General features: G+C 73.9%; 19 protein-coding genes and 1 pseudogene. 2 read left to right on the top strand and 18 right to left on the bottom strand.

The genetic code is table 11. The features are described from left to right. Window positions 1-3 precede the first annotated feature (3 nt). The 12 genes from alaS to hisS all read right to left on the bottom strand — a co-directional run bounded on the left by alaS (window position 4) and on the right by hisS (window position 15,104). Entirely contained in the window at window positions 4-2,664 is a 2,661-nt protein-coding gene (alaS, locus tag QJR14_00595; protein ID MDI3316126.1) for an alanine--tRNA ligase, read from the bottom strand. A gap of 56 nt (window positions 2,665-2,720) precedes the next feature. Further along, a complete protein-coding gene (locus QJR14_00590; protein MDI3316125.1) occupies window positions 2,721-3,752 on the bottom strand; it encodes an AI-2E family transporter in 1,032 nt (343 codons plus the stop codon). A 6-nt stretch (window positions 3,753-3,758) separates the two neighbouring features. After that, window positions 3,759-3,959: a hypothetical protein gene (locus QJR14_00585; GenBank protein MDI3316124.1), complete on the bottom strand. Its 201-nt coding sequence runs from the start codon at window positions 3,957-3,959 to the stop codon at window positions 3,759-3,761. Next, window positions 3,959-4,510 carry a PRC-barrel domain-containing protein gene (locus QJR14_00580; GenBank protein MDI3316123.1) on the bottom strand — a complete coding sequence of 184 codons (552 nt, stop codon included), beginning with the start codon at window positions 4,508-4,510 and terminating at the stop codon, window positions 3,959-3,961. The genes QJR14_00585 and QJR14_00580 overlap by 1 nt, the downstream gene beginning before the upstream one ends. 106 nt (window positions 4,511-4,616) lie before the next feature. Continuing rightward, window positions 4,617-5,711: a tRNA 2-thiouridine(34) synthase MnmA gene (gene mnmA, locus QJR14_00575; GenBank protein ID MDI3316122.1), complete on the bottom strand. Its 1,095-nt coding sequence runs from the start codon at window positions 5,709-5,711 to the stop codon at window positions 4,617-4,619. Between the two features lie 14 nt (window positions 5,712-5,725). After that, a complete protein-coding gene (locus QJR14_00570; protein MDI3316121.1) occupies window positions 5,726-6,895 on the bottom strand; it encodes a cysteine desulfurase family protein in 1,170 nt (389 codons plus the stop codon). Window positions 6,896-6,956: 61 nt separating this feature from the next. Continuing rightward, the gene (locus tag QJR14_00565; GenBank protein MDI3316120.1) at window positions 6,957-7,409 is read right to left on the bottom strand and encodes an Rrf2 family transcriptional regulator; all 453 of its coding nucleotides are present in this window, start codon (window positions 7,407-7,409) and stop codon (window positions 6,957-6,959) included. Between the two features lie 409 nt (window positions 7,410-7,818). Then, window positions 7,819-9,201, bottom strand: coding sequence for a replication-associated recombination protein A (locus tag QJR14_00560; protein ID MDI3316119.1), 1,383 nt, complete (start codon window positions 9,199-9,201; stop codon window positions 7,819-7,821). A gap of 62 nt (window positions 9,202-9,263) precedes the next feature. After that, window positions 9,264-10,607 (bottom strand): 4-aminobutyrate--2-oxoglutarate transaminase, encoded by a 1,344-nt coding sequence (gene gabT / locus QJR14_00555; protein ID MDI3316118.1) that lies wholly within the window; start codon window positions 10,605-10,607, stop codon window positions 9,264-9,266. A 60-nt stretch (window positions 10,608-10,667) separates the two neighbouring features. Further along, complete coding sequence (ltaE, locus tag QJR14_00550) at window positions 10,668-11,708, bottom strand: low-specificity L-threonine aldolase (GenBank protein MDI3316117.1); 1,041 nt, start codon at window positions 11,706-11,708, stop codon at window positions 10,668-10,670. A gap of 257 nt (window positions 11,709-11,965) precedes the next feature. Continuing rightward, window positions 11,966-13,753 carry an aspartate--tRNA ligase gene (aspS, locus tag QJR14_00545; protein ID MDI3316116.1) on the bottom strand — a complete coding sequence of 596 codons (1,788 nt, stop codon included), beginning with the start codon at window positions 13,751-13,753 and terminating at the stop codon, window positions 11,966-11,968. Beyond that, a complete protein-coding gene (gene hisS / locus QJR14_00540; GenBank protein ID MDI3316115.1) occupies window positions 13,746-15,104 on the bottom strand; it encodes a histidine--tRNA ligase in 1,359 nt (452 codons plus the stop codon). The genes aspS and hisS overlap by 8 nt, the downstream gene beginning before the upstream one ends. A 196-nt stretch (window positions 15,105-15,300) precedes the next feature. Between hisS and QJR14_00535 the strand changes: the two genes are divergently transcribed. Then, window positions 15,301-16,257 (top strand): cell wall hydrolase, encoded by a 957-nt coding sequence (locus QJR14_00535; GenBank protein MDI3316114.1) that lies wholly within the window; start codon window positions 15,301-15,303, stop codon window positions 16,255-16,257. 85 nt (window positions 16,258-16,342) lie between these two features. Here QJR14_00535 and QJR14_00530 read toward each other — a convergent pair whose 3' ends face one another. Further along, window positions 16,343-16,822, bottom strand: coding sequence for an SH3 domain-containing protein (locus QJR14_00530; protein MDI3316113.1), 480 nt, complete (start codon window positions 16,820-16,822; stop codon window positions 16,343-16,345). A gap of 135 nt (window positions 16,823-16,957) precedes the next feature. Here QJR14_00530 and QJR14_00525 point away from each other — a divergent pair. Beyond that, window positions 16,958-17,257: pseudogene (locus QJR14_00525) on the top strand (zinc ribbon domain-containing protein). Window positions 17,258-17,322: 65 nt separating this feature from the next. Here QJR14_00525 and dtd read toward each other — a convergent pair. The 5 genes from dtd to secD all read right to left on the bottom strand — a co-directional run bounded on the left by dtd (window position 17,323) and on the right by secD (window position 25,525). After that, window positions 17,323-17,772 (bottom strand): D-aminoacyl-tRNA deacylase, encoded by a 450-nt coding sequence (dtd, locus tag QJR14_00520; protein ID MDI3316112.1) that lies wholly within the window; start codon window positions 17,770-17,772, stop codon window positions 17,323-17,325. A gap of 2 nt (window positions 17,773-17,774) precedes the next feature. Continuing rightward, a complete protein-coding gene (locus QJR14_00515; GenBank protein ID MDI3316111.1) occupies window positions 17,775-19,982 on the bottom strand; it encodes a bifunctional (p)ppGpp synthetase/guanosine-3',5'-bis(diphosphate) 3'-pyrophosphohydrolase in 2,208 nt (735 codons plus the stop codon). A gap of 156 nt (window positions 19,983-20,138) precedes the next feature. Then, a complete protein-coding gene (locus tag QJR14_00510; GenBank protein ID MDI3316110.1) occupies window positions 20,139-21,722 on the bottom strand; it encodes a VWA domain-containing protein in 1,584 nt (527 codons plus the stop codon). Continuing rightward, window positions 21,719-23,164, bottom strand: coding sequence for a hypothetical protein (locus QJR14_00505; protein MDI3316109.1), 1,446 nt, complete (start codon window positions 23,162-23,164; stop codon window positions 21,719-21,721). Before QJR14_00505 ends, QJR14_00510 begins: the two co-directional genes overlap by 4 nt. Before the next feature lie 102 nt (window positions 23,165-23,266). Further along, on the bottom strand, window positions 23,267-25,525 hold the full coding sequence (gene secD, locus QJR14_00500) for a protein translocase subunit SecD (GenBank protein ID MDI3316108.1): 2,259 nt from the start codon (window positions 25,523-25,525) through the stop codon (window positions 23,267-23,269). Window positions 25,526-25,605: the final 80 nt, after the last annotated feature.

Genomic DNA, 25,605 nt, shown 5'->3' with positions numbered 1-25,605 from the left:
CCTCTAGCCCGCCAGCTCGCGCAGGGCGTCGAGGCCGGCCGACAGGGCCGACTCCAGGAGCTCGGGCCGCCGCCCGCCCGCCTGGGCCAGGTCGGGGCGGCCGCCGCCGCCCCCGCCGGCCACCCGGGCCGCCGCGCTGACGATCTTGCCGGCGTGGACCCCCCGCTGCACCAGATCCGCGGTCACGGCGGCGACGAACTGGATCTTGCCGTCGGAGCGGGTGGCCAGGAGGACGACGCCGGAGCCGAGCTTCTGCCGGAGCCAGTCGGAGGCCTGGCGGAGCTCCTCGGGCCCCACGCCCTCCAGCTCGCCGCGGACGATGCGCACGCCCGCCACCGTCTCCACCCGCTCGAGGAGCCGCTCCGCCGCGACCCGGGCGAGCCGCTCCTCCAGCTCGCGGATGCGCCGCTGGGCGGTGTGAAGCTCCTCGCTGAGCGCCGCCGTGCGGGCGACCAGCTCTTCCTCCGGCGCGCGCAGGATCTGGGCGGCCTGGCGGAGGCGGCTCTCCTGGAGGCGGGCGACCTCGACGACGCCCAGCCCCGTCACCGCCTCGATGCGGCGGAGGTTGGAGCCGATGCTCGACTCGCCGACGATCTTGAAGGCCCCGATCTCGGCGGTGTTGTGGACGTGGGTGCCGCCGCAGAGCTCCTTCGAGTAGTCGCCCATGCTGACCACGCGCACGCGCTCGCCGTACTTCTCGCCGAAGAGGGCGACCGCGCCCGTCCTGCGCGCCTCCTCCAGCGGCAGCACCTGGACCGTGGCGGGCAGCGCCTCCAGGATGACCCGGTTGACCCGGTCCTCCACCCGGCGGAGCGTCTCCTCGTCCAGGGCGCCGTCGTGGGTGAAGTCGAAGCGGAGCCGGTCGGGCGCCACCAGGGAGCCCGCCTGGGTCGCCTCCTCGCCCAGGATCTCCTTGAGCGCCTTGTGCAGGAGGTGCGTGGCGCTGTGGTTCCGCATGATGGCGCGGCGGCGGTCGGCGTCCACCCGCGCCTCCACCTCGGCGCCGGCGCGGAGCGTCCCCGCCTCGACGCGGCCGAAGTGGAGGTGGATGCCGCGCCCCACCTCCTGGGTATCGGTGATGCGGACCCGCGCCTCGTCCGAGAGGAGCCAGCCGGTGTCCCCCACCTGGCCGCCGCCCTCGGCGTAGAAGGGCGTCTGGTCCAGGACCAGGCGGACCTCGCTCCCCTCCTCGGCCTCCTCGACCCGGGCCGGCGTCTCGTCCAGGAGGACCAGGGCAAGGACGCGCGCGCGTCCCTCCGTCCCCTCGTACCCCAGGAAGCGCGTGGCCGGCAGGTCGGCCACCAGCTGCGCCACCGCGTCGCCCGCGCGCAGCCCGCGCGCGGCCCGGTCGGCCCGCGCCCGCTCCCGCTGCCGCTCCAGCGCCGCCTGGAAGCCGGCCAGGTCGATGGCCAGCCCCGCCTCCTCGGCCATGTCCTGGGCCAGGTCCAGCGGGAAGCCGTAGGTGTCGTAGAGAAGGAAGGCGTCCTCGCCGCGCAGCTCGTGCCGGCCCTCGGCGCGCGCCTTCTCGGCCAGGTCGGCGAAGGCGCGCATCCCCTGCTCCAGCGTCTGCTGGAAGCGCTCCTCCTCGCGGCGGATCACGTCGCGGATGAAGGCCTGGCGCTCGCGCAGCTCGGGGTAGGCGTCGCCCATCACCGCCACCACGCTCTCCACCACCTCGCCCAGGAAGGGCCGCTCCAGGCCGAGCACCCGGCCGAAGCGGGCGGCGCGCCGGAGGATGCGGCGGAGGACGTAGCCGCGCCCGTCGTTGGAGGGGAGGACGCCGTCGGCCACCAGGAAGGCGCCGGCGCGGGCGTGGTCGGCGATCACCCGGAAGGGGAAGCCGGCGCTGCCGCGGTCGTAGCGCCGCCCGGTCAGCTCCTCGATCCGCCGGACGACGGGGTGGAAGAGGTCGGTGTCGAAGTTGGAGTCCACGCCCTGGAGGACGGAGGCGATCCGCTCGAGCCCCATGCCGGTGTCGATGCTGGGCTTGGGCAGCGGGTGGAGCACCCCGGCCTGGTCGCGGTCGTACTGCATGAAGACCAGGTTCCAGACCTCCAGCCAGCGGTCGCAGTCGCAGGCGCCGATGCCGCAGACCGGCGCGTCGCAGCGGTGCTCCTCGCCGCGGTCGTAGATGATCTCGCTGCACGGCCCGCAGGGGCCGGTCTCGCCCATGGCCCAGAAGTTGTCCTTCTCGCCCAGGCGGACGATCCGCCCGGCGGGGACGCCGGCGACGGAGCGCCAGAGCTGCTCCGCCTCGTCGTCTTCCTCGTAGATCGTCACCCAGAGGCGCTCGGGGTCGAGCTCCAGCTCCCCGGTGAGGAACTCCCAGGCGAAGCGGATGGCGTCCGCCTTGAAGTAGTCGCCGAACGAGAAGTTCCCCAGCATCTCGAAGAAGGTGTGGTGCCGGGGCGTCCTGCCCACGTTCTCCAGGTCGTTGTGCTTCCCGCCGGCGCGCATGCACTTCTGCGCCGTCGTCGCCCGCTGGAAGGGGAGCCGGGCGTTGCCCAGGAAGACGTCCTTGAACTGGACCATGCCGGCGTTGGTGAAGAGGAGCGTCGGATCGTTCTGGGGCACCAGGGGCGAGCTCGGGACCACCGTGTGGCCCCGCTCGGCGAAGTACCGAAGGAAGCGTGTCCGGATCTCGGACGAACTGAGCGACCGCATGCTTTTCCTCCTCAAGGCCCGGTAAACCAAATACTAGATGTCCCGGGCGCGGAGGGTCAACGCGCGCCCCGGCCGAGCCGGACCAGGTCGGGCAGGAGCGCGCGGACCAGGGCGAAGAGCGGGACGGCCAGGAAGAGCCCCAGGATCCCGCCCAGCGACTCGCCCACCAGGAGCGCCAGGATGACCGCCAGCGGATGGAGGCCGAGCCCGCCGGAGATGAGCCGGGGGCTGATCACGCTCGACTCCAGCTGCTGGACGACCACCCAGGCCAGAAGCGTCAGGAGCCCGGTCTGGTTGGAGCGGAGGAAGCCCGCCACCGCCGCCGGCCCCAGCGCCAGCAGCGGGCCGAAGTACGGGATCAGCTCGCCCAGCGCCGTCAGCAGCCCCAGCAGGACCGCGAAGGGCGTGCCCACCAGCATGAAGGCGGCGGCGGTGACGGCGCCCACGGCCAGCGAGACCCATAGCTCCCCGCGCAGGTAGCTGCCCAGCACCCGGTCGGCGGCCCAGGCCATGCGCTGGACCGGCGGCCGGTAGGCGGCCGGGAGCCGGCGCCAGAAGCTCTCCCGCCAGTCCGGCCAGGCGGCGATGATGTAGAAGGCGATCACGGGGCTGAGCAGCACCGAGCCCGCCCATTCGCCGGCGGCGGACCAGTCGCTCAGGCCCCGGGTCAGGCCCTCTTCCAGGTGGGCGCCGGCGCGGCGCAGGAGACGCCGCCCCCACTCCAGCAGCGACGGCGGCACCCCCGCCTGGGCGAGCCGCCGAGCGGCCTCCTCCCCCAGACCCTGCAGGCGCTGGACCGCCTCCGGCAGGCGCTGCGAGAGCTGGCTCAGCTCCGGGCCGGCCGTCGCGACCAGGAGGGCGACCGCCGCGGCCGCGGCCAGCGCACCCAGGAGGAAGACCAGCACCAGCGCCCAGCCCCGGCCCAACCCGCGGCGGTGGAACCAGGCCACCGCCGGCTCCACCACGTACGCCAGGGCCGCTCCCAGGAAGAAGGGCAGAAGCGCGTGGCGCACCCGCCAGAGAACGAGGGCCGCCGCCAGGACGGCGGCGGCCCACGCCAGCGTGCGCCATACCGATCGGCCCTCCACGCCCGCCTAGCGCCGCTCTTCCACCAGCTCCGCCGTCTCCAGCGGCTCCAGGGCGCCCTCCGTGTCGATGCGGTAGAGGAGCCAGCGACCGCCCCTCTGGACGAACTCCACGTAACACTCCCAGCAGAAGTAGTGCCGATGATCGACCTTGCCCACGTTCGAGCTGCCGCAGTGCGGGCAACGGATCACCGCGTCATCCATCCTCATCATCCATCCTCCCCGAACTCCCCTGCGCCGGGTTCCACCGCCGCGATCCGCCGGCGATCGCGAAGCTCCTCCCCGCCCAGGATCACCGCATCCTCGCCCCAGACGATCCCCTGCGCCGCCGGCAGCCAGCGCGGCCCCTCGCGCAGCTCGCGCCAGAGGCCGTCGGCCACGCCGATGGCGGTGATCCGCCCGCTCCCGGCGTCGAACGCGACGTCCACGATCCCGCCCAGGGCGTCGCCATGGCCGTCCACCACCGGCTTGCCGATCAGCCGCCGGTGGCGTGCCAGAAGCTCGCCCAGCCGCCGGCCGTCGGGCACCGGCAGGAGCGCCCCCGCCTCCTCCGTCAGGATCGCCCCCGAGCCGATCTCGGCGACGGCCTCGAAGGGGAAGACGCGCTGCCTCCCGTTCCGGTCGCGACCGTCCAGCAGGAGTCCCATCACGTGCCCGTCGGGCGCGCTGACCAGGAAGTCCTCCACCACCCCGAGCCTCCGCCCCGTGCGGCGCTCGATGAGCGGCAGGCCCACCACCCCGGTCCAGGTGGCCGTCGCCATCCTCCACCCCCCGGCTCCCCTTCCGGAACGCCTCACCTGGAAAAGGTTTCGCAGGCAGGCAGGAAGTTATACGGGCGGCGCAGGCGCAGACCCCGGGGACGCCGGTCTACTCCAGGACGCGCAGGATAGGCCCGCCGGCGACCACCTCGTCGCCCCGGTAGAGGACGGCGGACTGGCCGGGCGTCACCGCCCGGACCGGCTGCAACAGCTCCAGCTCCAGGCGGTCCGGGTCCTCCCGGGAGAGCCGGTAGCGGACGGGCCGGACGGGGGCGTGCGCGCGGATCTGGACCGTCGCCTCCTGCCAGGCGTCGCCCGCGGGTGGCGCCTCGGAGACCCAGGTGACGGGCGCCACCTCGAAGCGGCTTCGCTCCGCCTCCCGGGCCGTCCCCACCACCAGCCGGTTGGCCGCGGCGTCCACCTCCAGGACGTAGAGCGGCTCGCCGGCGGCGACGCCGAGGCCGCGCCGCTGGCCCACGGTGTAGCGCGGCAGGCCCCGGTGCGTCCCCAGCCGCCGCCCCGCACGGTCGACGATGGGCCCGGGCCGGAAGCGGTCGGGAATCTCCTGCTCCAGGAAGCCGGCGTAGTCGTCGTCCTGGACGAAGCAGATCTCCTGGCTCTCCGGCTTGCTCGCCACCGGCAGGCCCAGCTCGGCCGCCAGCCGGCGGGTCTCCGCCTTCTCCATCTCGCCCAGGGGGAAGAGGACGTGCGCCAGCTGCTCCTGCCCCAGGGGGTAGAGGACGTAACTCTGGTCCTTGCGCGGGTCGCGCCCGCGGCGGAGCGTCCAGCGGCGGCGCTCCGGCTCCCAGGCCACGCGCGCGTAGTGGCCGCTGGCCACGTAGTCGGCGCCCAGCTCCCGCGCCCGCTCCAGCAGCGCCGCGAACTTGATCTCGCGGTTGCAGACGATGCAGGGGTTGGGCGTCCGGCCGCGCGCGTACTCGCGCACGAAGTCGTCGATGACCGAGCGCCGGAAGGCTTCCTGGAGGTTGAGGACGTAGTAGGGGATGCCCAGGAGCTCGGCCACCCGGCGAGCGTCCGAGACCGCCCCCAGCGAGCAGCACCCCCCCAGGCGCGCCTGCGCGCCCGGGTCGCGCGCCTGCCAGATCTGCAGGGTGACGCCGATCACCTCGTACCCCTGCTCCACCAGCAAGGCCGCCGCCACCGAGCTGTCCACGCCGCCGCTCATGGCGGCCACCACGCGCATGCCGGCCACCCCGCTCACCTCCTCAGCGCCCCCGCCTCGCGCGCCACGATGGCGGCCGCCTCCGCCGCCTCCTCCTCGTCGCTCAGCCGCCCGAAGGAGAAGCGGAGCGAGGCGCCGGCCAGCTCCGGCCTCCCCATGGCGGCGATCACGTGCGACGGCTCCAGGCTCCCCGCCGAGCAGGCCGCCCCCGCCGAGGCCTCCACCCCGGCCAGGTCGAGGCGGATCAGGAGGCTCTCCGCGCGCACCCCCGGGAAGCCCAGGTTGACGATGGAGGGAAGCCTCGCCCCCGCCCGCCGCCCGACTTCCTCGGGCCCGTTGAGCACCGCGTCCGGGAGCCGCCGCCGGACCTCCCCCAGGAAGCGGCCGGCGACCCGCCGCAGCCGCTCCCACTCCGCCCCCGCCTCGCGCGCCGCCAGCTCCGCCGCCCGCCCGAAGCCGACGATGCCGGCCGCGTTCTCCGTCCCCGGGCGGAGCTCCGCTTCCTGGCCGCCGCCGAAGAGGAGCGGGGAAAGCTCCAGCCCGTCCCGGATCCAGAGCGCGCCGACGCCCTTGGGCCCGCCCAGCTTGTGCGCGGAGACGGCCACCAGGTCCGGGCCGTCCGGCCCCAGCGCGTCCAGCCCCAGCTCCAGGAGCGGTGCCGCCTGGACCGCGTCGCTGTGGACGGGGATGCCCCGCCGGTGCGCCAGCCGGGCGGCCTCGACCACGGGCTGGAGGGCGCCCGTCTCGTTGTTCGCCCACATCAGGCTGAGGAAGGCGGGCCCGGGCTCCGCCTCCAGCGCCGCCTCCAGCGACTCCGGCGGGACCAGGCCTCGGCCGTCGCCGGGCAGGTAGGTCACCTCCCAGCCGCGCCGCTCCAGCTCGCGGAAGGCGTCCAGGACCGCGCGGTGCTCGATGGCACTGGTCACCGCCCGCCGCGGCCTCCCCCTCGCCTCGGCGGCCGCGGCCAGCCCGAAGACCGCCAGGTTGTCGGCCTCGGTGCCGCCCGAGGTGAAGACGATCCGTCCCGTCTCCGCCCCCAGCCAGCGGCGCACCGCCCGCCGCGCCGCCTCCAGGCGGCTCCGGGCCTGGCGGCCGGCCGCGTGGGTGCTCGACGGGTTGGCCCACGCCTCCCGCTCGAAGGCCACCATCGCCTCCAGGACCTCCTCCCGGATCGGCGTGGTGGCCGCCCAGTCCAGGTAGATCACGCTCTCCCCCGCCCGTCCGGGTCGCGCCGTGACCGCCTCGTCCAGCCGTGGCCGCGCTCCCTCAGATGTAGTACATGAGCCCCTGGGCGCTCTGGTCGCGGGCTTCCTCGCACAGGCTGGCCAGGTTGATGGAGTCGACCACCTTCTCGATGCTCTGCCGCAGCCGCACCCAGACGCTCCGGGTCATGCACCGGTCCGGATTGCCGCAGTGGGCGAAGTCGTCCCGTTCCAGGATGGCGCACTCCACGGGCGCCAGGGGACCCTCCAGGACGCGGAGCACGTCGCCGACGCTGATGGTCTCCGGCGGCCGGCTCAGCTCGTACCCGCCCTGGGCGCCGCGCACGCTGCGCACCAGCGACGCCTTCCTCAGCGCCGCGAAGAGCTGCTCCAGGTAACTCTCGCTCAGGCCCTGGCTTTCCGCGATCGTCTTCAGGGGTACGGGGCCCTGGCCGTAGCGCAAGGCCAGCTCGGTCATGGCCATCAGGCCGTACCGTCCGCGTGTCGAGATGTTCACGCTTCAGCCCCCCAGCTCACGGACCACCACCGGCCACCACCGGCGCGACGGCGTGCCCCCGCCGAGATGCGGAACGCGAACCCGCCGCCCGTCGCTGCGCGCCGATACCGGGCGCCGCTCGGCGCTGCACGCCGATGCCGAATTCCGAGCAAAGCAGTCGGTTATCCAGGGCACATGGTAGCATCCGGCTTCCCGCCGGTCAACGGCGATGCGGCGCGGTGCGGAGCGGCGGGGAGGGGCGCCCCGGGGTGCGAGCCCGCCGCCGGGCAGCCGGCAAAGACCGATGCACGATCGGATGGCATGGCGGCGGCGAGGCCATCCTGCCATCCGATCGCGCCGGTGCATCCCGGGAGATCCTCGCATGCCCGCATCCCGCGGCCCGGACTCAGCGGGGGCCCCTCGCCCGGGCTCAGCCCGCCGACCCGGACCCTGACCCGGTCCCCTGGCCGCCTCCGGCCTCACCCCCACCCGCGGCCCCGGGCTCCCCCGGCCACCGCTTCGGCCACCAGCCCGCCAGCCGTCTGGCCACCTCGCGTTCGTACCCGCGCTTCCCGGGCTCGTAGAATCCGCCCTGCACCCCGTCGGGCAGGTACTGCTGCTCCACGAAGCCGCGCGGGTCGTCGTGCGGGTAGCGGTAGCCCTCGCCGTGGCCGAGCCGGGCGGCGCCACGGTAGCCGGAGGAGCGGAGGTGGAGCGGCACCCCGCCCGCGGGCGCCTCGCGGACCGAGCGCTGGGCCGCGTCGATGGCGCGGACCACGCTGTTCGACTTGGGTGCCGTGGCCACGTAGAGCACCGCCTCGGCCAGAGGGATCCGCCCCTCCGGCCAGCCCACCAGCTCGGCCGCCTGGAAGGCGGAGGCGGCGACCACCAGGGCCATGGGGTCGGCCAGCCCCACGTCCTCCGCGGCGTGGATGACCAGCCGCCGCGCGATGAAGCGCGGGTCCTCGCCCGCCTCGATCATGCGCGCCATCCAGTAGAGGGCGGCGTCGGGGTCGGAGCCGCGCATGCTCTTGATGAAGGCGCTGGCCGTGTCGTAGTGCTCGTCGCCCAGGCGGTCGTAGCGGAGCGCCTTGGCCTGGATCGACTCCTCCGCCGCCTCCAGGGTCACGTGGCGGACACCGTCCGGACCGGGCTCGGTGCTGAGCACGGCCAGCTCGAGCGCGTTGAGCGCCGTCCGCGCGTCGCCTGCGGCCATGCGGACCAGGTGGTCGAGCGCCGCCTCGTCCACCTCGGCCCGGGTCCGGCCCAATCCCCGCTCCGGGTCGGCCAGGGCGCGCCGGAGGAGGGTGCGCAGCTCCCCCTCGCCCAGCGGCTGGAGGCGGAAGAGGCGGAGGCGGGAGAGGAGCGGCGCGATCACCTCGAAGTAGGGGTTCTCCGTGGTCGCCCCGATCAGCGTGAGCGTCCCGTCCTCCACGTAGGGGAGGATGGCGTCCTGCTGCGCCTTGTTGAAGCGGTGGATCTCGTCGATGAAGAGGATGGTCTTCCTCTGCTCCATCCGCTGGCGCTCGCGCGCCTCGGCCACCACCTGGCGGAGGTCGGCGACCCCGGCGCTGACCGCGCTCAGCTGGACGAAGGCGGCCCGGGTGGAACGGGCGATCAGCCGGGCCAGCGTCGTCTTCCCGCTTCCCGGCGGCCCCCAGAGCAGCAGGCTGGGCACACGCCCCGCCTCGATCGCCCGGCGGAGGAGCCGGCCCGGTCCGATCACCGCCTCCTGGCCGACGAACTCCTCCAGGCTCTGCGGCCGCATCCGGTCGGCCAGCGGCGCGTTGGCCGACCGGAAGGCCTCGCCCATCTGGTCGAAGAGGCTCACCTGCGGCTTCCTGCCTCCTTCTGCGCCGGGCCCGCCGGCTCCGCTCAGGAGCCCGCCTCCACCTCGCCCAGCGCCTCGTCCAGGACCTCCAGCGCCGCCTCCAGCTGCTCGTCCTCGATCACCAGCGGGTTGAGGAAGCGGAGCACGTTCCCGTAAATCCCCGCCGTCAGCGCCAGTACCCCGCGCTGCCGCATGGCGGCCACCACCGCCCGGGTCTCCCGGTCGGCCGGTTCCTTGGTCGACCGGTCGCGAACCAGCTCGACGCCCACCATGGCACCCAGGCGGCGGACGTCGCCGATCAGACGATGCCGCTCCTGGAGGAGGCGGAGCCCCTCGGCCAGCCGCGCCCCGATCGCCTCGGCGCGCTGCGGGAGCCGCTCCTCCTCCATCAGGCGCAGGATCTCCAGCGCCGCCGCCAGCGCCAGCGGGTTGCCCACGTAGGTGCCCCCGAGCTCGCCGTCCTCGGGAGCGTCCATCAGCTCGGCCCGGCCGGCGACGCCGGAGAGCGGGAGCCCGCCGGCGATCGACTTGGCCATGGTGATCAGGTCGGGCCGGATGCCCAGCCGCTCCGAGGCGAAGAGCGCCCCGGTCCGGCCGAAGCCGGTCTGCACCTCGTCGACGATGAGGAGGACGCCGTGCTCCCGCGCGATCTCCTCCACCCTCTGGAGGAACTCCGCCGGCGGGACGACGAAGCCGCCCTCGCCCTGGACGGGCTCGATGACGACGGCGGCCACCTCGTCCTCGGAGTAGCGTGTGTGGAAGCCGCGCTCCAGCGCCTCGGCGCAGGCGACGCCGCAGTCCGGGTACTCCAGCCCCAGCGGGCAGCGGTAGCAGTAGGCGTACGGAAGCCGATGGACACCGGCCGGGAAGGGCCCCATGCCGTGCCGGTAGGGGCGCGGCTTCGAGGTGAGCGCCAGGGCGCCCAGCGTCCGGCCGTGGAAGGCGCCCTCGAAGGCGATCAGCTCGTGCCGGCCGGTCGCCCGCTTGGCGATCTTGACCGCGTTCTCCACCGCCTCGGCGCCGCTGTTGAAGAAGGCCACCTTCACCGGCCCCTCGACCGGGACCATGCCGCCGAGCCGCTCTGCCGCGGTCACGTAGAGCTCGTAGGGGACCACGGTGTAGTCGGTGTGCAGGAAGCGCCCCGCCTGCCGGTGGACCGCCTCGACCACCTCGGGCCGGGCGTGCCCCACGTTGAGGACGCCCACGCCGCCGGTCAGGTCGAGGAAGACGTTCCCGTCCACGTCCCGGACCAGCGCCCCCTGCGCGCTCTCGATCACCACCGGGTGGAGCACCGACATCGCCCGCGGCACGACCCGGGCGTGGCGTGCCAGAATCTCGCGCGACCGCGGCCCCGGTATCTCCGTCTTCCGCTCGATCCCCGCCCTCATCGGCTGGAGCCTCCTTCCCCGTCGGTCGTCTCGCCGCTCCCGCCAGCCGCGCCGGCCGCCTCAGGCAGCCAGCTGGCGGGCCACCGTCCGGAACGCCTCCACCGCCCGCCGGCAGCCGGCGCGGTCCACGTCCAGGTGGGTGACCAGGCGGAGCGCGTCCGGGCGGGAGGGGTTGGCCAGCACCCCCTGCTCGCGCAGCGCCTGGGAGAAGGCGACGGCCGGGCCGGGCACGCCCACCAACACCATATTGGTCTCCACCGCGGCCGGATCGACGCGGAGCCCCGGCACGTCCGCCAGCTGCTCGGCCAGCCAGCGCGCGTTGGCGTGGTCCTCGGCCAGCCGCTCGACGTGGTGCCGGAGGGCGTAGATGCCGGCAGCCGCCAGGATGCCCGCCTGGCGCATGCCGCCGCCCAGGCGCTTCCTCTCCTTGCGCGCCCGCCCGATCCACTCGGCGGGGCCGCAGAGGAGCGAGCCGACCGGCGCGCCCAGTCCCTTGGAGAGGCAGAACATGACGCTGTCCGCGCCGCGGGCCAGCCGCTCGGCCGGCACGCCCAGGGCGACCGCCGCGTTGAAGAGGCGGGCGCCGTCCAGGTGGACCGCCAGGCCCAGCTCATGGGCGGTCGCCACCACGGCGTCGACTTCCTCCGGGCGCCAGACGGTGCCGCCGGCGCGGTTGTGGGTGTTCTCCAGGCAGACCAGCCGCGGGCGCGGGAAGTGGATGTCGGGCTGGCGGACCGCCTGACGCAGCTGCTCGGCGGTGAAGCGGCCGCGGACGCCCGGGATGGGGTGCGCCTGCGCACCCGAGAGGGCGGCGATGTCGCCCACCTCGTAGTAGTAGATGTGCGCCTCGGCCTCGCAGAAGACCTCGTCGCCGCGCTGCGTGTGGGTCAGGACCGCCACCTGGTTGCCCATGGTGCCGCTGGGCACGAAGAGCGCCGCCTCCTGGCCCACCAGCGCGGCGCCCATCTCCTCCAGCGCCCGCACGGTGGGATCCTCGCCGTAGACGTCGTCGCCCACCTCGGCAGAGGCCATCGCCTGCCGCATCGCCGGCGTGGGCCGGGTGACCGTGTCGCTGCGCAGGTCGACCACGCCGTCCGCCACCTCGATCCCCCCAGACGAAAGATGCGCGGGCCGCTCCCCTCGCCCGCGCTCTCCCAGAGATCACCCCGCCGTCTCGTGCGCCCCGTCCGAGCAGGATCCGGTTCCACCAGGTGGGTGTCCTCCCGCCGGTTCGGGCTCCTCGGCGGAGGCGCTCACCGCCGGCGGAGGCGGACTCCCTGCTGCGTTCGTTTGGGTCGGTCGGATCGAGGCGCTCTCCACGGCGGGGAAGGCTGACGCCTCGTTCCGGCCCGATCGTATCACGCGCCGTCCCGGGCGACAATCGAGCCGTGGCGTGCCAGCGCGATTCCCAGCTCTTCCAGCTGGGCGGCGTCCACCTCCGAGGGCGCGCCCATCATCAGGTCGGCCCCCCGGGCCGTCTTGGGGAAGGCGATCACGTCGCGGAGCGAGGCGGCGCCGGCCAGGATCATGGCGATCCGGTCGACGCCCAGCGCGATCCCCCCGTGCGGCGGCGCCCCGTACTCGAAGGCCTCCAGGAGGAAGCCGAAGCGCCGCCGGGCCCGCTCCTCGTCGATGCCGATCATGCGGAAGACGCGCTGCTGGATGTCCCGGCGATGGATGCGGATGCTGCCCGATCCCAGCTCGTAGCCGTTGAGCACCATGTCGTAGGAGAGCGCCCGGACGCCGCCGGGATCGCTCTCCAGCCGGTCCAGGTCGTCGGGGTGGGGCATGGTGAAGGGGTGGTGGGCCGCGTCCCAGCGCCCCTCTTCCTCGTTCCACTCCAGGAGGGGGAAGTCGGTGACCCAGGCGGGAGCGAGCCGGCTCCCGGGGACCAGGCCCAGATCGGACGCCACCTGGAGGCGCAGCTTGCCGAGGACGACGCTGGCCGCCTGGGGCTCCTCCGCCGCCACCATCAGGAGGAGGTCGCCGGGCGCCCCGCCCGTCCGCTCCAGCAGCCGCGCCACCTGCTCGCGCCCCAGCGCCTGGCGGAGCGGGCCGCGCAGCTCCTCGCCCGCGCCCAGCCACACCAGGCCGGAGGCGCCGGCCTGCCGCGCCAGCTCCGTCCAGGCGTCGATCTGCCGCCGCGAGGCGCCGGCCGCGCCGGGCACCGCCAGCGCGCGGACCGCGCCGTCCCGCTCCAGGACGCGCCGGAAGGGGGCGAACTCCAGCCCGGCCACGAGGTCGCCCACGTCCGCCACCGCCATGCCGAAGCGGAGGTCGGGCTTGTCCGTCCCGTAGCGGGCCATGGCCTCGCTCCAGGTGAGGCGGGGGAGCGGCAGCGCCACCCTCTCGCCCACCGTCGCCTCGATGGCCGAGGCGATCATCCGCTCGGCCACGTCCTGGACGTCCTCCGCCTCCACGAAGGACATCTCCAGGTCGATCTGGGTGAACTCGGGCTGGCGGTCGGCGCGCAGGTCCTCGTCGCGGAAGCAGCGGGCGATCTGGTAGTAGCGGCCGACACCGCCCACCATCAGCAGCTGCTTGAAGAGCTGCGGGCTCTGGGGCAGGGCGTAGAAGGTGCCCGGGTTGGTCCGGCTCGGCACCAGGAAGTCCCGCGCGCCCTCGGGGGTGCTCCGCGTCAGGTCGGGCGTCTCCACCTCGACGAAGCCCTCGGCGTCGAGGAAGTCCCGCACCGCCTTGACGAGCCGGTGGCGCAGGCGGAGGTTGGCCTGCATGGCGGGCCGGCGCAGGTCGAGGTAGCGGTAGCGAAGCCGGAGCGACTCGTCCACCTCGTCCGCCTCGGCCAGGGTGAAGGGCGGGGTCTTGGAGCGGTTGAGGAGCTCCATCGCCTCCGGGACCACCTCCACCTCGCCCGTGGCCAGGCGCGGGTTGACGTTCTCGGGCGCGCGCCGGCGGACGCGCCCGCGGACGGCGACCACGAACTCGGCGCGGAGCTCCCGCGCCGCCTGGTGGAGCCGCGGGTCGGCGGCCGGGTTGAAGACCACCTGGACCAGGCCCGTCCAGTCCCGCAGCTCGACGAAGATCAGGCCGCCGAGGTCGCGGGTCTGCTGCACCCAGCCCGCCAGGCCGACTTCCTCGCCCTCCATCGCCGGGCGGAGCGTGCCGCAGCCGTGCGTTCTACGAATCGTCTCGCTCGTCCCCCCCTCGCCCTCCCTCTTCGTCCTCCAGGAGCGCCGCCAGGAAGCCGGCCGGATCGCCGGCACCCCGCTCGGCCCTCCGGGTGGCCAGCCTGGCCAGCCGCTCCTCCAGCCGCGACCAGGGGACGGCCTGCTGGCGCCCGTCCCCCAGGTCCCGGAGCGTCACCTCGCCGCGCGCCGCCTCGCTCCCCCCCACCAGGAGCGCCAGGCGGAAGCGTCGGCGCGAGGCGTAGCGCATCTGCGCCTTGAGGCTCCGGCCCTCCAGCTCCACCTCGACCCGGAGCCCGGCGGCCCGGAGGCGCTCGGCGGCGGCCAGCCCCTCGGCCGCCCGCTCCGGCTCCACCAGGGCGACGAAGACGTCGGCCCCCGGCTCCGCCGGCGCCCGCGGCCCCTCCCGGGGCAGGAGCGCCAGCAGCCTCTCCATCCCGCCCGCGAAGCCGATGCCGGGCGTCGCCGGCCCGCCCAGCCCCTCCACCAGCCCGTCGTAGCGACCGCCCGAGAGGACCGCGCTCTGGGCGCCCAGGCGGTCGCTCACCAGCTCGAAGACGGTCCGCGTGTAGTAGTCGAGCCCCCGCACCAGGTGCGGGTTCTCCACCACCTCCACGCCCAGCTCGCCCAGGAGCCGCTTCACTTCCTCGTAGTGGCGGGCGCAGTCCGCGCAGAGCCAGTCGCGGGGCGAGGGGGCGGCCGCCGCCAGCTCGCGGTCCACCTTGCAGTCCAGGAGCCGGAGCGGGTTCCGCTCGAGCCGCCGCTGGCAGTCCTGGCAGAGCCGGTCGCGGAGCGGCCGGTAGTAGGCGAGCAGCGCCTCCCGGTAGCGGGGGCGGCAGACCGGGTCGCCGATGCTGTTCAGCTCGACCCGGACGCCTTCCACCCCCAGCGCCTCCAGGAAGCGGACGCCCAGCGCCACCACCTCCGCGTCGACGGTGGGCGCGCCCGCGCCCAGCACCTCCACCCCGAACTGGTAGAACTGGCGCTGGCGGCCGGCCTGGGGCCGCTCGTAGCGGAACATGGGGGCTCCCACGTAGTAGAGCTTGACGGGGCCGGGCTCCTGCTCGAGGTGGTGCTGGATGTAGGCGCGGACGGCGCCCGCCGTCCCCTCCGGGCGGAGCGTGAGCGAACGGCCCGCCGGGTCGAGGAAGGTGTACATCTCCTTCTCGACCACGTCGGTGCCGCTCCCCACCCCGCGCTCGAAGAGCTCGGTCGCCTCCACCACGGGCGTGCGGATCTCGCGGTAGCCGTAGCGCGCGGCCAGGTCGCGGAAAAGCGCCTCGACGTACTCCCAGCGCCAGGAGTCGGCCGGAAGCACGTCCTCCATGCCGCGCGGTGTCTGGATGGGCACGATGCCTGGGCTCCCCCTGACCGTCCCGCGTGGGTGCGGGTCGGGATGTCCTCGACATTCTACCGGTGGCCGGCGACAGGCTCAACTTGCGCAAGACGCGCCAGGGCGGGCGCCGGTTCCCCCGCCCGGAAGGACTTTTCCACAAGAGGCGGAATGGTAAGCCTGTATGCGCATGCCTGCACGAGGGGGGATGTTCTTGCCCGAGCAGACGAAGAGGCCGGCCCCCGGCAGCCGTCTGGCTGCGGGTGCGCTGGTGGCGGCGCTCCTTCTGGGCGTTCCGGCCACCGCCAGCGCAGCCGCCAGCCAGGTCGCCCAGGGGCCGCCGACGGTGGCCGTCAACGGCGAGCTCCTCGACCTCAGCGAAATCCGCATCGCAAGCGGAGTGCTCTTTGCACCCTTCGATGAGTTGGTCGAGGCGTTCGCCGGCCGCTATTACTTCGATCCCGCCAGCCGGACCGGGCGGGGCTTCCTGAGCCAGCCGGCCGCGGTGGTGACGGCGCGGGCCGGTCAGCCAGGCCTGGACATCGACGGCCGCCGGGTCGACGCACCGGCCGCCCTGATGACCGACCAGCTGCTGGTTCCGGTGGCCGCGCTCTTCCGCGGTCTGGGCGGGCAGGTCACCTGGGACGCGCAGCTTCGCCGCGCGGTGGTCCGCTGGTCCGCGGCCCAGGTGGTGGCCGAGCCCGAGGCCCGGAACGCCGCGACCGGGCAGTCCACCGCCGCCGGCACCACCGCGGTGCAGAGCAGCCCGGTCCAGTCGGCCTCCGCCCTGATCCTCCCCGATGTCGACGCCCGGCAGCTCGACCTGCTGGTCCACGTGGTCAACGCCGAGGCGTATGGCGCGCCCACGGAGACCCAGGTGGCCGTGGCCGCGGTGATCGTCAACCGCGTCCGCGCCGGCTGGGGACGGAGCCTGGCCGACGTCCTCCTGGCGCCCGGCCAGTTCACGGTGGTGCGGACCGGCGCCTACCTGCGGACACCGCTGATGCCCAGCGTCCGCGAGGCGGTGCTGCGCGCGTTGCGCGGCGAGGATCCCACCGGCGGCGCGCTCTACTTCACCGACCTGGCCTCGGTGCCGGCGGCGTGGAAGAACCCCGCCCGCTACACGCTCACCCTGCAGAGCGGCGGCATGGTCTTCTACCGGCCGCGGTGAACCGGAGAGCGGCGAGCGAGGGAGCGGCCGGGCCGCTCCCTCGCTCGCTCCGCCGCGCTCCCGCGGGCGCCCCCTTCCTGCCGCGTCAATGGGGCTCCAGGTACTCGCTGGTCACCCAGCCGTCGACCACGACGGTGCTCCCCTGCTGGAGCACCACGTGCGACCAGCCGTTCTTCTGCCCCAGGACCTCCACCACGGTCCCCTTCCGCAGCTGCCCGACCCGGGTGGCGTTCTCGTCGGGATCCGAGCGCACGTTCAGGTAGTCGGTGGTGACCGTCGCCTCCATGGCGGCGCTCCGTCCGGAGCTGCTCTGCGAGCCGGTCGCCTGGGAGCCCCCGGTCCCCGAGGTGTCGCTCCCCGGCGCGGGCGCCGAGGCGACCACCGCCGCCTCCAGGTCGGCCACCTGCTGCTCCAGGTGCGTCACCCGCTGGGCGAGCTGGTCCACGGTCGCCTGCTGGTTGGAGGCGCTGCCGCCTCCGCCGCAGCCGGCCAGCAGCAGCGCCAGGCCGGCCAGGACCGCCACCGGCGCCCCGCGGCGGGCCGCCCCTGCCCTGCCTCCCGCCATGACTTGACCCCCCTTCCGCTCACGGAACATATTCGTCCCCTCGACCCGCTATGCCGCGGGGACGCCTGTCCCACCCGGGCGCCGGCGAGCCCCGGGAGAGGAAGGTCCGGTGGCGCAAAAGGGGTTTGCAACTACGGGTCGCGCCTGGAGACCGCGAACACGTTCTACCCGAGCAGCAAGACGTGCTCCCGCTGCGGGGAAGTGAAAGGGGACCTGCCCCTGGGGGAGCGGACGTTCCGGTGCGATGCCTGCGGTCTCGTCCTGGACCGGGACGAGAACGCGGCGCGAAACCTCGCGGCGCTTTTGGCCGCCGTCGCCGGGAGTGGCCCGGAGACGCGAAACGCCCGTGGACGGGGTGTAAGACCTGAAGCCGCCTTCGGCGGCATGCAGGCGGTCCCGGAGGAAGCGGGAAGCCGGCGGCGCGAAAGCGCGTAAGACCGGCGCCTCCGCCCGGCAACGGATGGATGCCGGGAACAGATTTCGATGTTCTCGGCAACGGCTCAGAAGCGACGGTCGCTGTCGAGGAGCAGCGTGACGGGTCCTTCGTTGACCAGCTCGACGCTCATCTCCGCCTGGTAGCGGCCCGTGGCCACCTCCAGGCCGCTGGCCGCCAGCCGGTCGACCAGCTCCTGGAAGACCGGCGCCGCCTCCTCGGCCGGGGCCGCCTCGGTGAAGCTGGGCCGCCGGCCGTGGCGCGCGTCGCCGTAGAGGGTGAACTGGGAGACGACCAGGAGCGCGCCGCCGCTCTCCAGGATGGAGCGGTTGAGCCGGCCCGCCTCGTCCTCGAAGATGCGCAGGTGGAGGATCTTGTCGGCCATGTAGGCGGCCTCGCGGCTGCCGTCGCCGCGCCGGACGCCCACCAGCACCAGGAAGCCCCGCCCGATGGCGCCCACCCGTTCACCCGCCACGCGGACCTCGGCGCGCGAGACCCGCTGGACCACCGCCCGCACGCTCAGGCGCGCCCCGCCGCGCCCGCCACGTCGGCCGCCAGCACGTCGCGCACGCGCTGCATCTGGCGGAGCACGTTCTCCAGCTGCTGGCGGTTGCGCACCTCCAGGACCATCTCGATGCTGGAGCGCTGGCCGCGGAGCGGTCGAACCTGGGCGCTGACGATGTTGATCCGGTTCGCCGCCACCACCTGGGCCACCTCGGAGAGCAGCCCGGGCCGGTCGAGGGCGGTGACCACCACCTTGCGCGGCAGGTAGGCGCTCTCCACCTTGTCCCAGGTGACCTCGATCCGGCGATCCGGCTCCTGGGCGAGGCGCAGGGCGATGTTGGGGCAGTCCATGCGGTGGACGGAGACGCCGCGCCCGTGGGTGACGTACCCCACGATCGGCTCCCCCGGCACCGGGTTGCAGCAGTGCGGGAAGCGGACGAGCACGTTGTCGATGCCCTTCACCCGCACCCCGTTGGAGGGGGCGCCCCACTCGGTCAGCCGCGCCAGGACGGCCTCGTCGCTCTCCGGCCGTTCCGGCGGGCGCGCCCGCCCCTCCAGCTGGCGGAGGCGGCCCAGCACCTGGGCGACGCTGATGCCCCCGTAGCCGACCGAGACCAGCAGGTCGTCCGCGCCCTGCAGGTTGAGCCGGCGGGCGATCTCCTCCATCCGCTGCGGGTCCAGCCAGCTGGCCGGGTCGCCGCCCAGACGGTGGACCTCCCGCTCCAGCATCTCGCGCCCGCGGGCCAGGTTCTCCTCCCGCCGCTCCCGCTTGAACCACTGGCGGATCTTGGCCCGGGCGCTGGCCGTCTTGACGATGCCGAGCCAGTCCGAGCTGGGCCCCGGGCTCTGCTTCGAGGTGATGATCTCCACGATGTCGCCCGTCTCCAGCGCCGAGGAGAGGGGCGTGATGTGGCCGTTCACCTTGGCGCCCACGCAGTGGTGGCCGATCTCCGTGTGGATGGCGTAGGCGAAGTCGATGGGCGTCGCCCCGCGCGGCAGAGGGACCACGTCGCCCTTGGGGGTGAAGACGAAGACCTCGTCCGGGAAGATGTCGATCTTGAGCGACTCCATGAACTCGCGGGGATCGCGCAGGTCCTTCTGCCACTCCAGGATCTCCCGGAGCCAGTTGAGCTTCTGGTCGAGCTTGGGGTCCGTACGGCCTTCCTTGTACCTCCAGTGGGCGGCGATGCCGACCTCGGCCGTCCGGTGCATCTCCCAGGTCCGGATCTGGATCTCGAAGGGCTCGCCCTGCGGGCCGACCACCGTGGTGTGGAGCGACTGGTACATGTTCGGCTTGGGGGTGGCGATGTAATCCTTGAACCGGCCCGGGATCGGCCTCCAGAGGGTGTGGACCACGCCCAGGGCCCCGTAGCAGTCGCGGACCGAGTCGACGATGACGCGGACGCCCACCAGGTCGTAGATCTCGTTCAGGTCCTTCCCCTGGTGGTACATCTTCTGGTAGATGCTGTAGAAGTGCTTGGCACGCCCCTGCAGCTCCGCCTTGATGCCCACCTCGGCCAGCCGCGGCCGGAGCGCCTCCATCACCTGCTCGGCGAAACCCTCCCGCTCCGCCCGCCGCTTGGGGATGCGCCGCGCCAGATCCCGGTAGACGTCGGGCTCCAGGAAGCGGAAGGCGAGGTCCTCCAGCTCCCACTTGATGCGGTAGATCCCCAGGCGGTGCGCCAGGGGGGCGAAGATGTCCAGCGTCTCCTGGGCGATATCCCGCCGCTTCTCGGGTGGCAGGTACTCCAGCGTGCGCATGTTGTGCAGCCGGTCGGCCAGCTTGATCAGGATCACCCGGATGTCCTTGGCCATGGCCAGGAACATCTTGCGCAGGTTCTCGGCCTGCTCCTCGACCCGGCTCCGGTACTTGATCTGGCCCAGCTTGGTGACGCCGTCCACCAGAAGCGCCACCTCCGGGTCGAAGGCGCTCTCCAGCTGGGCCAGGGTGACGCCGGTATCCTCCACCACGTCGTGGAGGAGCGCCGCCTCGAGCGTGGCCGCGTCCAGCTCGAGGTCGGCCAGGATGCCGGCCACCGAGAGGGGGTGGATGATGTAAGGCTCCCCCGAGGCGCGGAACTGCCCCCGATGCGCCTCGCTGGCGAAACGGAAGGCCGCCTCGAGGCGCTCCACGTCCTCGCGTCCCAGGTAGGTGCTGGCCCGTTCCCGGAGGGGCGCGAAGTCGCTCGGGTCGCTGATCGCCACTCCCAGGATGGTCGGCACGTCGGTCCACTCCGTTCTCGACGCGGCCGCTCTCTGTCTCCAGCGCCGCATCGACCTTTCCCTACAATATAGCACCGGCCCCGGGGCGCCTGCTGGACGGGCAGGAAGCGGGGCGGCGGCGCGTCCGCCCGCTACCCCGGCGGCGGCCGCCCCCGCTCAGCGGATGACGCGCTGGCGCTCGCTCTCGGCGATGCGGACCAGGGCGCCGCTCTCCAGCTCGGGCAGGACGTAGAGCCGGCCGCCGGCCGCCTCGCAGAGCTGGCGCAGGTAGCCCTCGTTGGGTGCCAGGCCGACACAGGCGAAGGCCAGGCGGCGCCGGCGGATCTCCCGCGCCGCCTCCACCGCGTCCTGCAGCGGGTTGAGCGAGAGGCGCGGGACGGTGGGGATGCCGTCGGTGAGGAGGAGCAGGAGCGTCTTCCTGCGGGCGTGGGCGGCCACGTACCGGGTGGCGTGGACGAGCCCCTCCGCCAGGGGGGTGAGCCCGCTGGGGTGGACGGCGTCCAGGCCCTCGGCCAGGAGCCGCCAGCGCCGGGTGAAGCCGGCGTGGAGCCGGCTGGTCCGGTCCTGAAAGACGATGATGGCCACCCGGTCGCGGGTCTGGAGCGCCAGGTGGCGGACGAGCCGTCGCGCCGCCGCCATGCGGGCGCCGGCCATGGAGGCGCTGGCGTCGAGGAGGAGGCAGATGTCCAGGGCGCCGCGGCGCCGGCGGGGCAGGACGCGGAGGTGGCGGAGGAGCTCCCGCGGGGCCCGCACCCCGCCGGCAGCCAGCGCGTGGCGGACGGTGCCCGCCAGGTCGAGCTGCTGCCAGCCCGGGGAGGTCCGGAGCGGCTCGTCGCGGCGGGCGGCACCGGGGGCGGCGCGCCCGCGGAGCAGGCGGGCGCCCGGCGCACCGTTCCGCCCCGGCAGCAGGGGCGGGCGCTTCAGCTCGCGCTCCAGACTCCTCGCCGCGGAGGAAGGGCGGGTGGAAGCGTCCGTCCTCTCCGCCGGGAAGGGGTGCTGCACCGGCGTGGCACGCGCTTCGCCCGCGCCGCCGGTCCCGGGAGCGGCGGCCGCTTCCGGCCCGCTTCCCCCTTCGTCCGCGCGTCCGGTCCGGACACGCTCCCGTCCCGGCGCCGGCCCGGGACCGCGGAGGAACGAGTCGGAGGCGTCGTGGTAGCCGTCGAGGCGGAGGCGGCCGGTGGCGGGGTTGGAGAGCTCCACCAGCTCGTCGATGCGGCGTGGCTCCACGCCCAGCGCTTCCAGGGCGCGCTCCAGGGCCAGCACCAGGCCGACCAGGTCGGGCGGCCCGGCAAAGGCGGCGGGGTGGAAGGCCAGGTGGACGTGGTTGCGGTGGGCGGCGCGGAGCACCTCCCCCTGCCCGTAGACCAGCCTTCCGTTGAGGCGCCCGCCGCCCGCCCCGGTCTGGATGTCGACCAGCTCCGGCCGGGCGAAGACCGGCACCAGGAAGCGGGCGACGGCCCGGGGGTCGAGGCGGGCGACGGCGTGGAAGAAGTCGACGTGCCAGATCTGGCCCGGGCGGGAACGGCCGTAGAAGACCTCGCCCGCGTCCTGGTCGCCCAGGACGAAGACGGTGGAGGGGCGGTCGGAGCGGAGGAGGTGGACGTGGAGACTGACGGCACAGGCGTCGCCCACCGCCAGCGCCCTTCCTCGCCCGATCCGCTCCAGCGCCCGCTCCAGCCCGGCCCGGGCGATCGCCGGCTCGGCCGGCTCCGCGGCCGGCCGCCGCGCGAAGAGCCTCACGGTTGCGGCCTCGCCTCGCGGAAGCGTTCCTCGGGCCGGACCAGGAGCCAGGGCCGCGCCCGCCTGGGCGGTGCCCAGGCGGGGGGAACCGGCCGAACCCCCTCGTCCCCGCCGTCCGCGGCCGCCGCCGGGACCGCCGCGGACGGCCCGTCCAGCCGCAGGCGGTGGAGGAGGCGGCGGAGCCGGCCGGCTTCCCCGGAGGAGCCGGCGGGCGCTCCGCCCGGACCCGGGCCACCCCTTGCCGGCGGAACCTCCGCCTCGGCTCCCTGCTCCCCGGCGGCGGGATTCGGCGGGCCTTCTTGCGCGCCCCGTCCGGCCGGGGTGCCCTCTCCCGCGGCCGGCTCGGCGCGGCCGGCGGGCGCCGCCTCGCGGAAGGGCGGATCGCAGAGCGCCGGCTCGCGCAGGAAACGGGCCACCTCTGCCTGCTCCTCCGGGACCATGCGCCCTGCCAGCAGGAGCGGCAGGGTCGCCAGGAGCTCCTCCTGCCCCACGCGGCTCCGCCCGCGACGGAGAGCCTCGAGGCGTGACGCCAGCTGCCAGGCCTCCACGGTGCGGAGGCTCTCCAGGCCGAAGCGCGTGTAGACGGTCGCCAGGAGCGAGCGGAGCCAGGCGCTGGAGCCCGGCACCGGTTCGCGGCCGAGAGCGGCGCGGAGCGGGGCGAAGGGGCCGGCCGCACCCTCCGCCGGCTCGCCCTCCGGCTCCCTCCCGTCCGGCGCGGTCTCCCCCAGCGGGTCGCGGCGGAGGATCGCCTCCACGTCGGCCGGCTCCGCTGGCCGGCCCATCCGCACGACCAGGTCGAAGCGGTCGGCCAGCTGGCGGCGGACCTCCTCCAGCGGCCCGGGCTCCTCGTCCGGGTTGGAGGCAGCCCAGACGGTCACATTGACCGGGAGCTCCACCCGGGGGAGTCCCGCTTCCTCGATCTGGAGGCGGCCGGGCCGCGTGCCCATCACGTCGAGGAGGACGTCCGCCAGCTCCGGGGCGACGTCGGCCAGCCGGTTGATCTCGTCGACGAAGAGGATGCCCCGGTGGGCCTGGGCGATGGTGCCGGGAAGGAGCGCCGGCCGGTCGGCGGCCAGGCGCTCGAGGTCGATGGTCCCCACCACCGTGCCGATCTTGGCCGAGGCCGAGATCTCCAGGAAGGGCATGGGCACTTCCTCGCTGCCGATCCGCTCCAGCTCCTCCCGGCCGAGGGAGCGGTGCTGGGGGCAGTGGGGCCGCTCCGGGTCGCAGTTGAAGAGGCAGCCGCGCACCCTCCGGATGGGCGGGAGAAGCGGCCGCACCGAGCGCAGGACGGTGGTCTTCCCCGTTCCGCGGACCCCCTGGGCGTGGAGGTGGAGCGGCACGCCCCACCGTCGCGCCAGGACCGACAACTCGACGGCCTGGTAGAGGCTCTCGTTGCCCGCGTGCCGGACGGGCTCGCGCATCACCATGGGAACGACCACCCCGGGAGCGTAGTCTGCTCCCGGGGCTGGTCCTTTATGCCAGTCCGGATCGTCGCTCGCCCGCGTCGGCCCCGCTGCCGGCACAGGCCGGCTTCTGCCGGCTCAGGCCGGTTTGGCCGCGGGCTCCTCCCTCCGCCGCGCCAGGAGCCAGTAGATCGGGCTGGCCAGGAAGATGGAAGAGTAGGCCCCAGTGCCCATGCCCACCAGGAGCGCCAGCGTCATGTCGCGGATGGTCACCCCGCCGAAGAAGAAGACGGCGGCGATGGCCAGGAGCGTGGTGGTGGTGGTGTTGATGGAGCGGACCAGCACCTGGTTGAGCGACCGCTCGACCAGCTCCAGCAGCGACTCGCGCCGGCGCTGGCGCAGGTTCTCGCGCACCCGGTCGTAGATGACGATGGTGTCGGTGATGGAGTAGCCGAAGACCGTCAGGATCGCCGGGATGAAGTAGGTGTCCACCGGCAGCCGGAAGATCGTGAAGAGCCCCACCACCACCAACACGTCGTGCAGGTCGGCGAGCACCGCCCCGACGGCGAAGCGCCACTCGAAGCGGACGGCGATGTAGGCGAGCATCAGCACCACGGCGATCAGGAGCGCCAGGGCCGCCGAGCGCTCGAGCTCCGAGCCGATGACCGGCGAGACCTCGTTGACGCTGCGGACGCTGATCGGGTTGTTCAGCGACTTCTGGACCTGGTCGATCATCCGGTTCCGCTCCGCCTCGTCGGTGGTCGGGACGGTGACCAGGTACTCGTCGGCGCCCGTGCCGGTGGCGCGGACGGTCACCTCGGGCGTCACGCGGCTGAAGGCGGTCCGCACCTCGGCCACGCTGGTCGGGCGGGCGAAGCGGAGGTCGAAGAGGGTGCCGCCCTTGAAGTCGACGCCGTAGTTGAGCCCCTGCGTCGCCAGCGAGACCAGCGTGGCGACCAGGACGATCCCCGAGATGGTGAACCAGATCCTCCGGTGGTGGATGAAGCGGAAGTGGAAGCGCTCCCGCTCCAGCAGCGCGGGCTCCGCGGCGGCGGCCGGGGCCGCCTTCTTCCGGTCGCGCTTCGCCCTCTCCTCCGCGGCCGCCACCTGGGCGCCCACCTCCGCCTCGTGGCCGAACATGAGGAAGCCGGGGTGGATCCCGGTGCCGACCTGCCAGCGGAGGAGCTGGCGGGTGATCAGGATGGCGGTCAGCATGCTGATCAGGACGCCGACTCCCAGCGTGACCGCGAAGCCGCGGACCGGGCCGGTGCCGAAGTAGTAGAGGACGGCCACCGCGATCAGCGAGGTCACGTTGGAGTCGAGGATCGCCCGGAAGGCGTTCTTGAAGCCGGCCTCCAGCGCCGAGCGCAGCGTCAGCCCGCGGCGGAGCTCGTCGCGGACCCGCTCGAAGATGATGACGTTGGCGTCGACGGCCACGCCCACCGACATGATCAGGCCGGCGATGCCCGGCAGCGTGAGCGTGGCGTGGATCAGGTGGAGCACCAGGAGGTCCAGCAGGAAGTAGATGGTGAGCGCCACCGTCGCCCAGAAGCCCGGCAGCCGGTAGTAGAGGAGCATGAAGGCGGCGACCAGGAGGAGGCCGGCGATCCCCGCCACCACGCTCCGGTGGAGCGACTCGGCCCCCAGGGAGGCGCTGACCGTCTGGTTGGCGATGATCTTGAGCGGGATGGGGAGCGCGCCGGACTGGAGCGCGACGGCGTCGTTCTTCGCCTGCTCCAGCGAGCTGTACCCGGTGATGATGGCCTGCCCGTTGGGGATGACCGCGCTGACCTGGGGGTTGGTCAGGAGCTTGTCGTCCAGGTAGACGCCGATGTGGCCGCGCGGGTCCGAGCCGTTGCTGGCCTGGGCGTACGGCAGCGCCGCGGCCGTCGCCTTCTCGAACGCCTTGGCGCCCCGCGCGTTGAACTTGAGCGCCACCACGGGCTGGTTGCTCTGGGGGTCGATCTCCGGGTCGGCCGAGACCAGCTCGGCGCCGGTGACGATCACGTCCCCCTTGTAGTCCCGGAACTCCAGCTTGGCCGTCCGCCCGATCGTCCGGATCGCCTGCTCCGGGTTCTTCACGCCGGGGAGCTCGACGATGATCCGGTTGTTGCCCTGCTGCTGGATGATCGGCTCGGCGACGCCCAGGCCGTTGACGCGCTGCTCGATGATCTGCCGCGCCTTCGACATCGCCTCGGGGGTGAGCGGGTGCTGCCTGTCGGGCTCGGCCTGGTAGACCACGTGGACGCCGCCCTGCAGGTCGAGGCCCAGGGTGATCCGCTGCCAGAGCGGCCGCTCCTGGTTGAACGGCAGCGGCACCAGTGCGTAGACCGCGGCAGCGGCGACGACGAGGACGGTCGACACGAGGTAGACGATATTGCGCGTCCGGCGGTTCATGCCTGCAGGGTTTCCCCCCGAAGCGGTCCACCCTTGGATCCACGGGTCTCGGCCGCATGAAAAATCCATGTGCCGCGGGC

It is taken from the genome of Bacillota bacterium (assembly GCA_029961055.1).
Taxonomy (GTDB): Bacteria; Bacillota; Sulfobacillia; order JAIMAT01; family JAIMAT01; genus JAIMAT01.
This window is presented reverse-complemented; position numbering and strand designations above follow the sequence as displayed.

Bases quoted from the DNA above. Each gene is read 5' to 3' on its own strand.
- QJR14_00585 (MDI3316124.1), bottom strand. From the start codon at position 3,959: ATGAGGATGGATGACGCGGTGATCCGTTGCCCGCACTGCGGCAGCTCG.
- secD (MDI3316108.1), bottom strand. From the start codon at position 25,525: ATGAACCGCCGGACGCGCAATATCGTCTACCTCGTGTCGACCGTCCTC.
- QJR14_00560 (MDI3316119.1), bottom strand. From the start codon at position 9,201: ATGGGCGAGGCCTTCCGGTCGGCCAACGCGCCGCTGGCCGACCGGATG.
- alaS (MDI3316126.1), bottom strand. From the start codon at position 2,664: ATGCGGTCGCTCAGTTCGTCCGAGATCCGGACACGCTTCCTTCGGTAC.
- gabT (MDI3316118.1), bottom strand. From the start codon at position 10,607: ATGAGGGCGGGGATCGAGCGGAAGACGGAGATACCGGGGCCGCGGTCG.
- QJR14_00530 (MDI3316113.1), bottom strand. From the start codon at position 16,822: ATGGCGGGAGGCAGGGCAGGGGCGGCCCGCCGCGGGGCGCCGGTGGCG.
- QJR14_00580 (MDI3316123.1), bottom strand. From the start codon at position 4,510: ATGGCGACGGCCACCTGGACCGGGGTGGTGGGCCTGCCGCTCATCGAG.
- mnmA (MDI3316122.1), bottom strand. From the start codon at position 5,711: ATGCGCGTGGTGGCCGCCATGAGCGGCGGCGTGGACAGCTCGGTGGCG.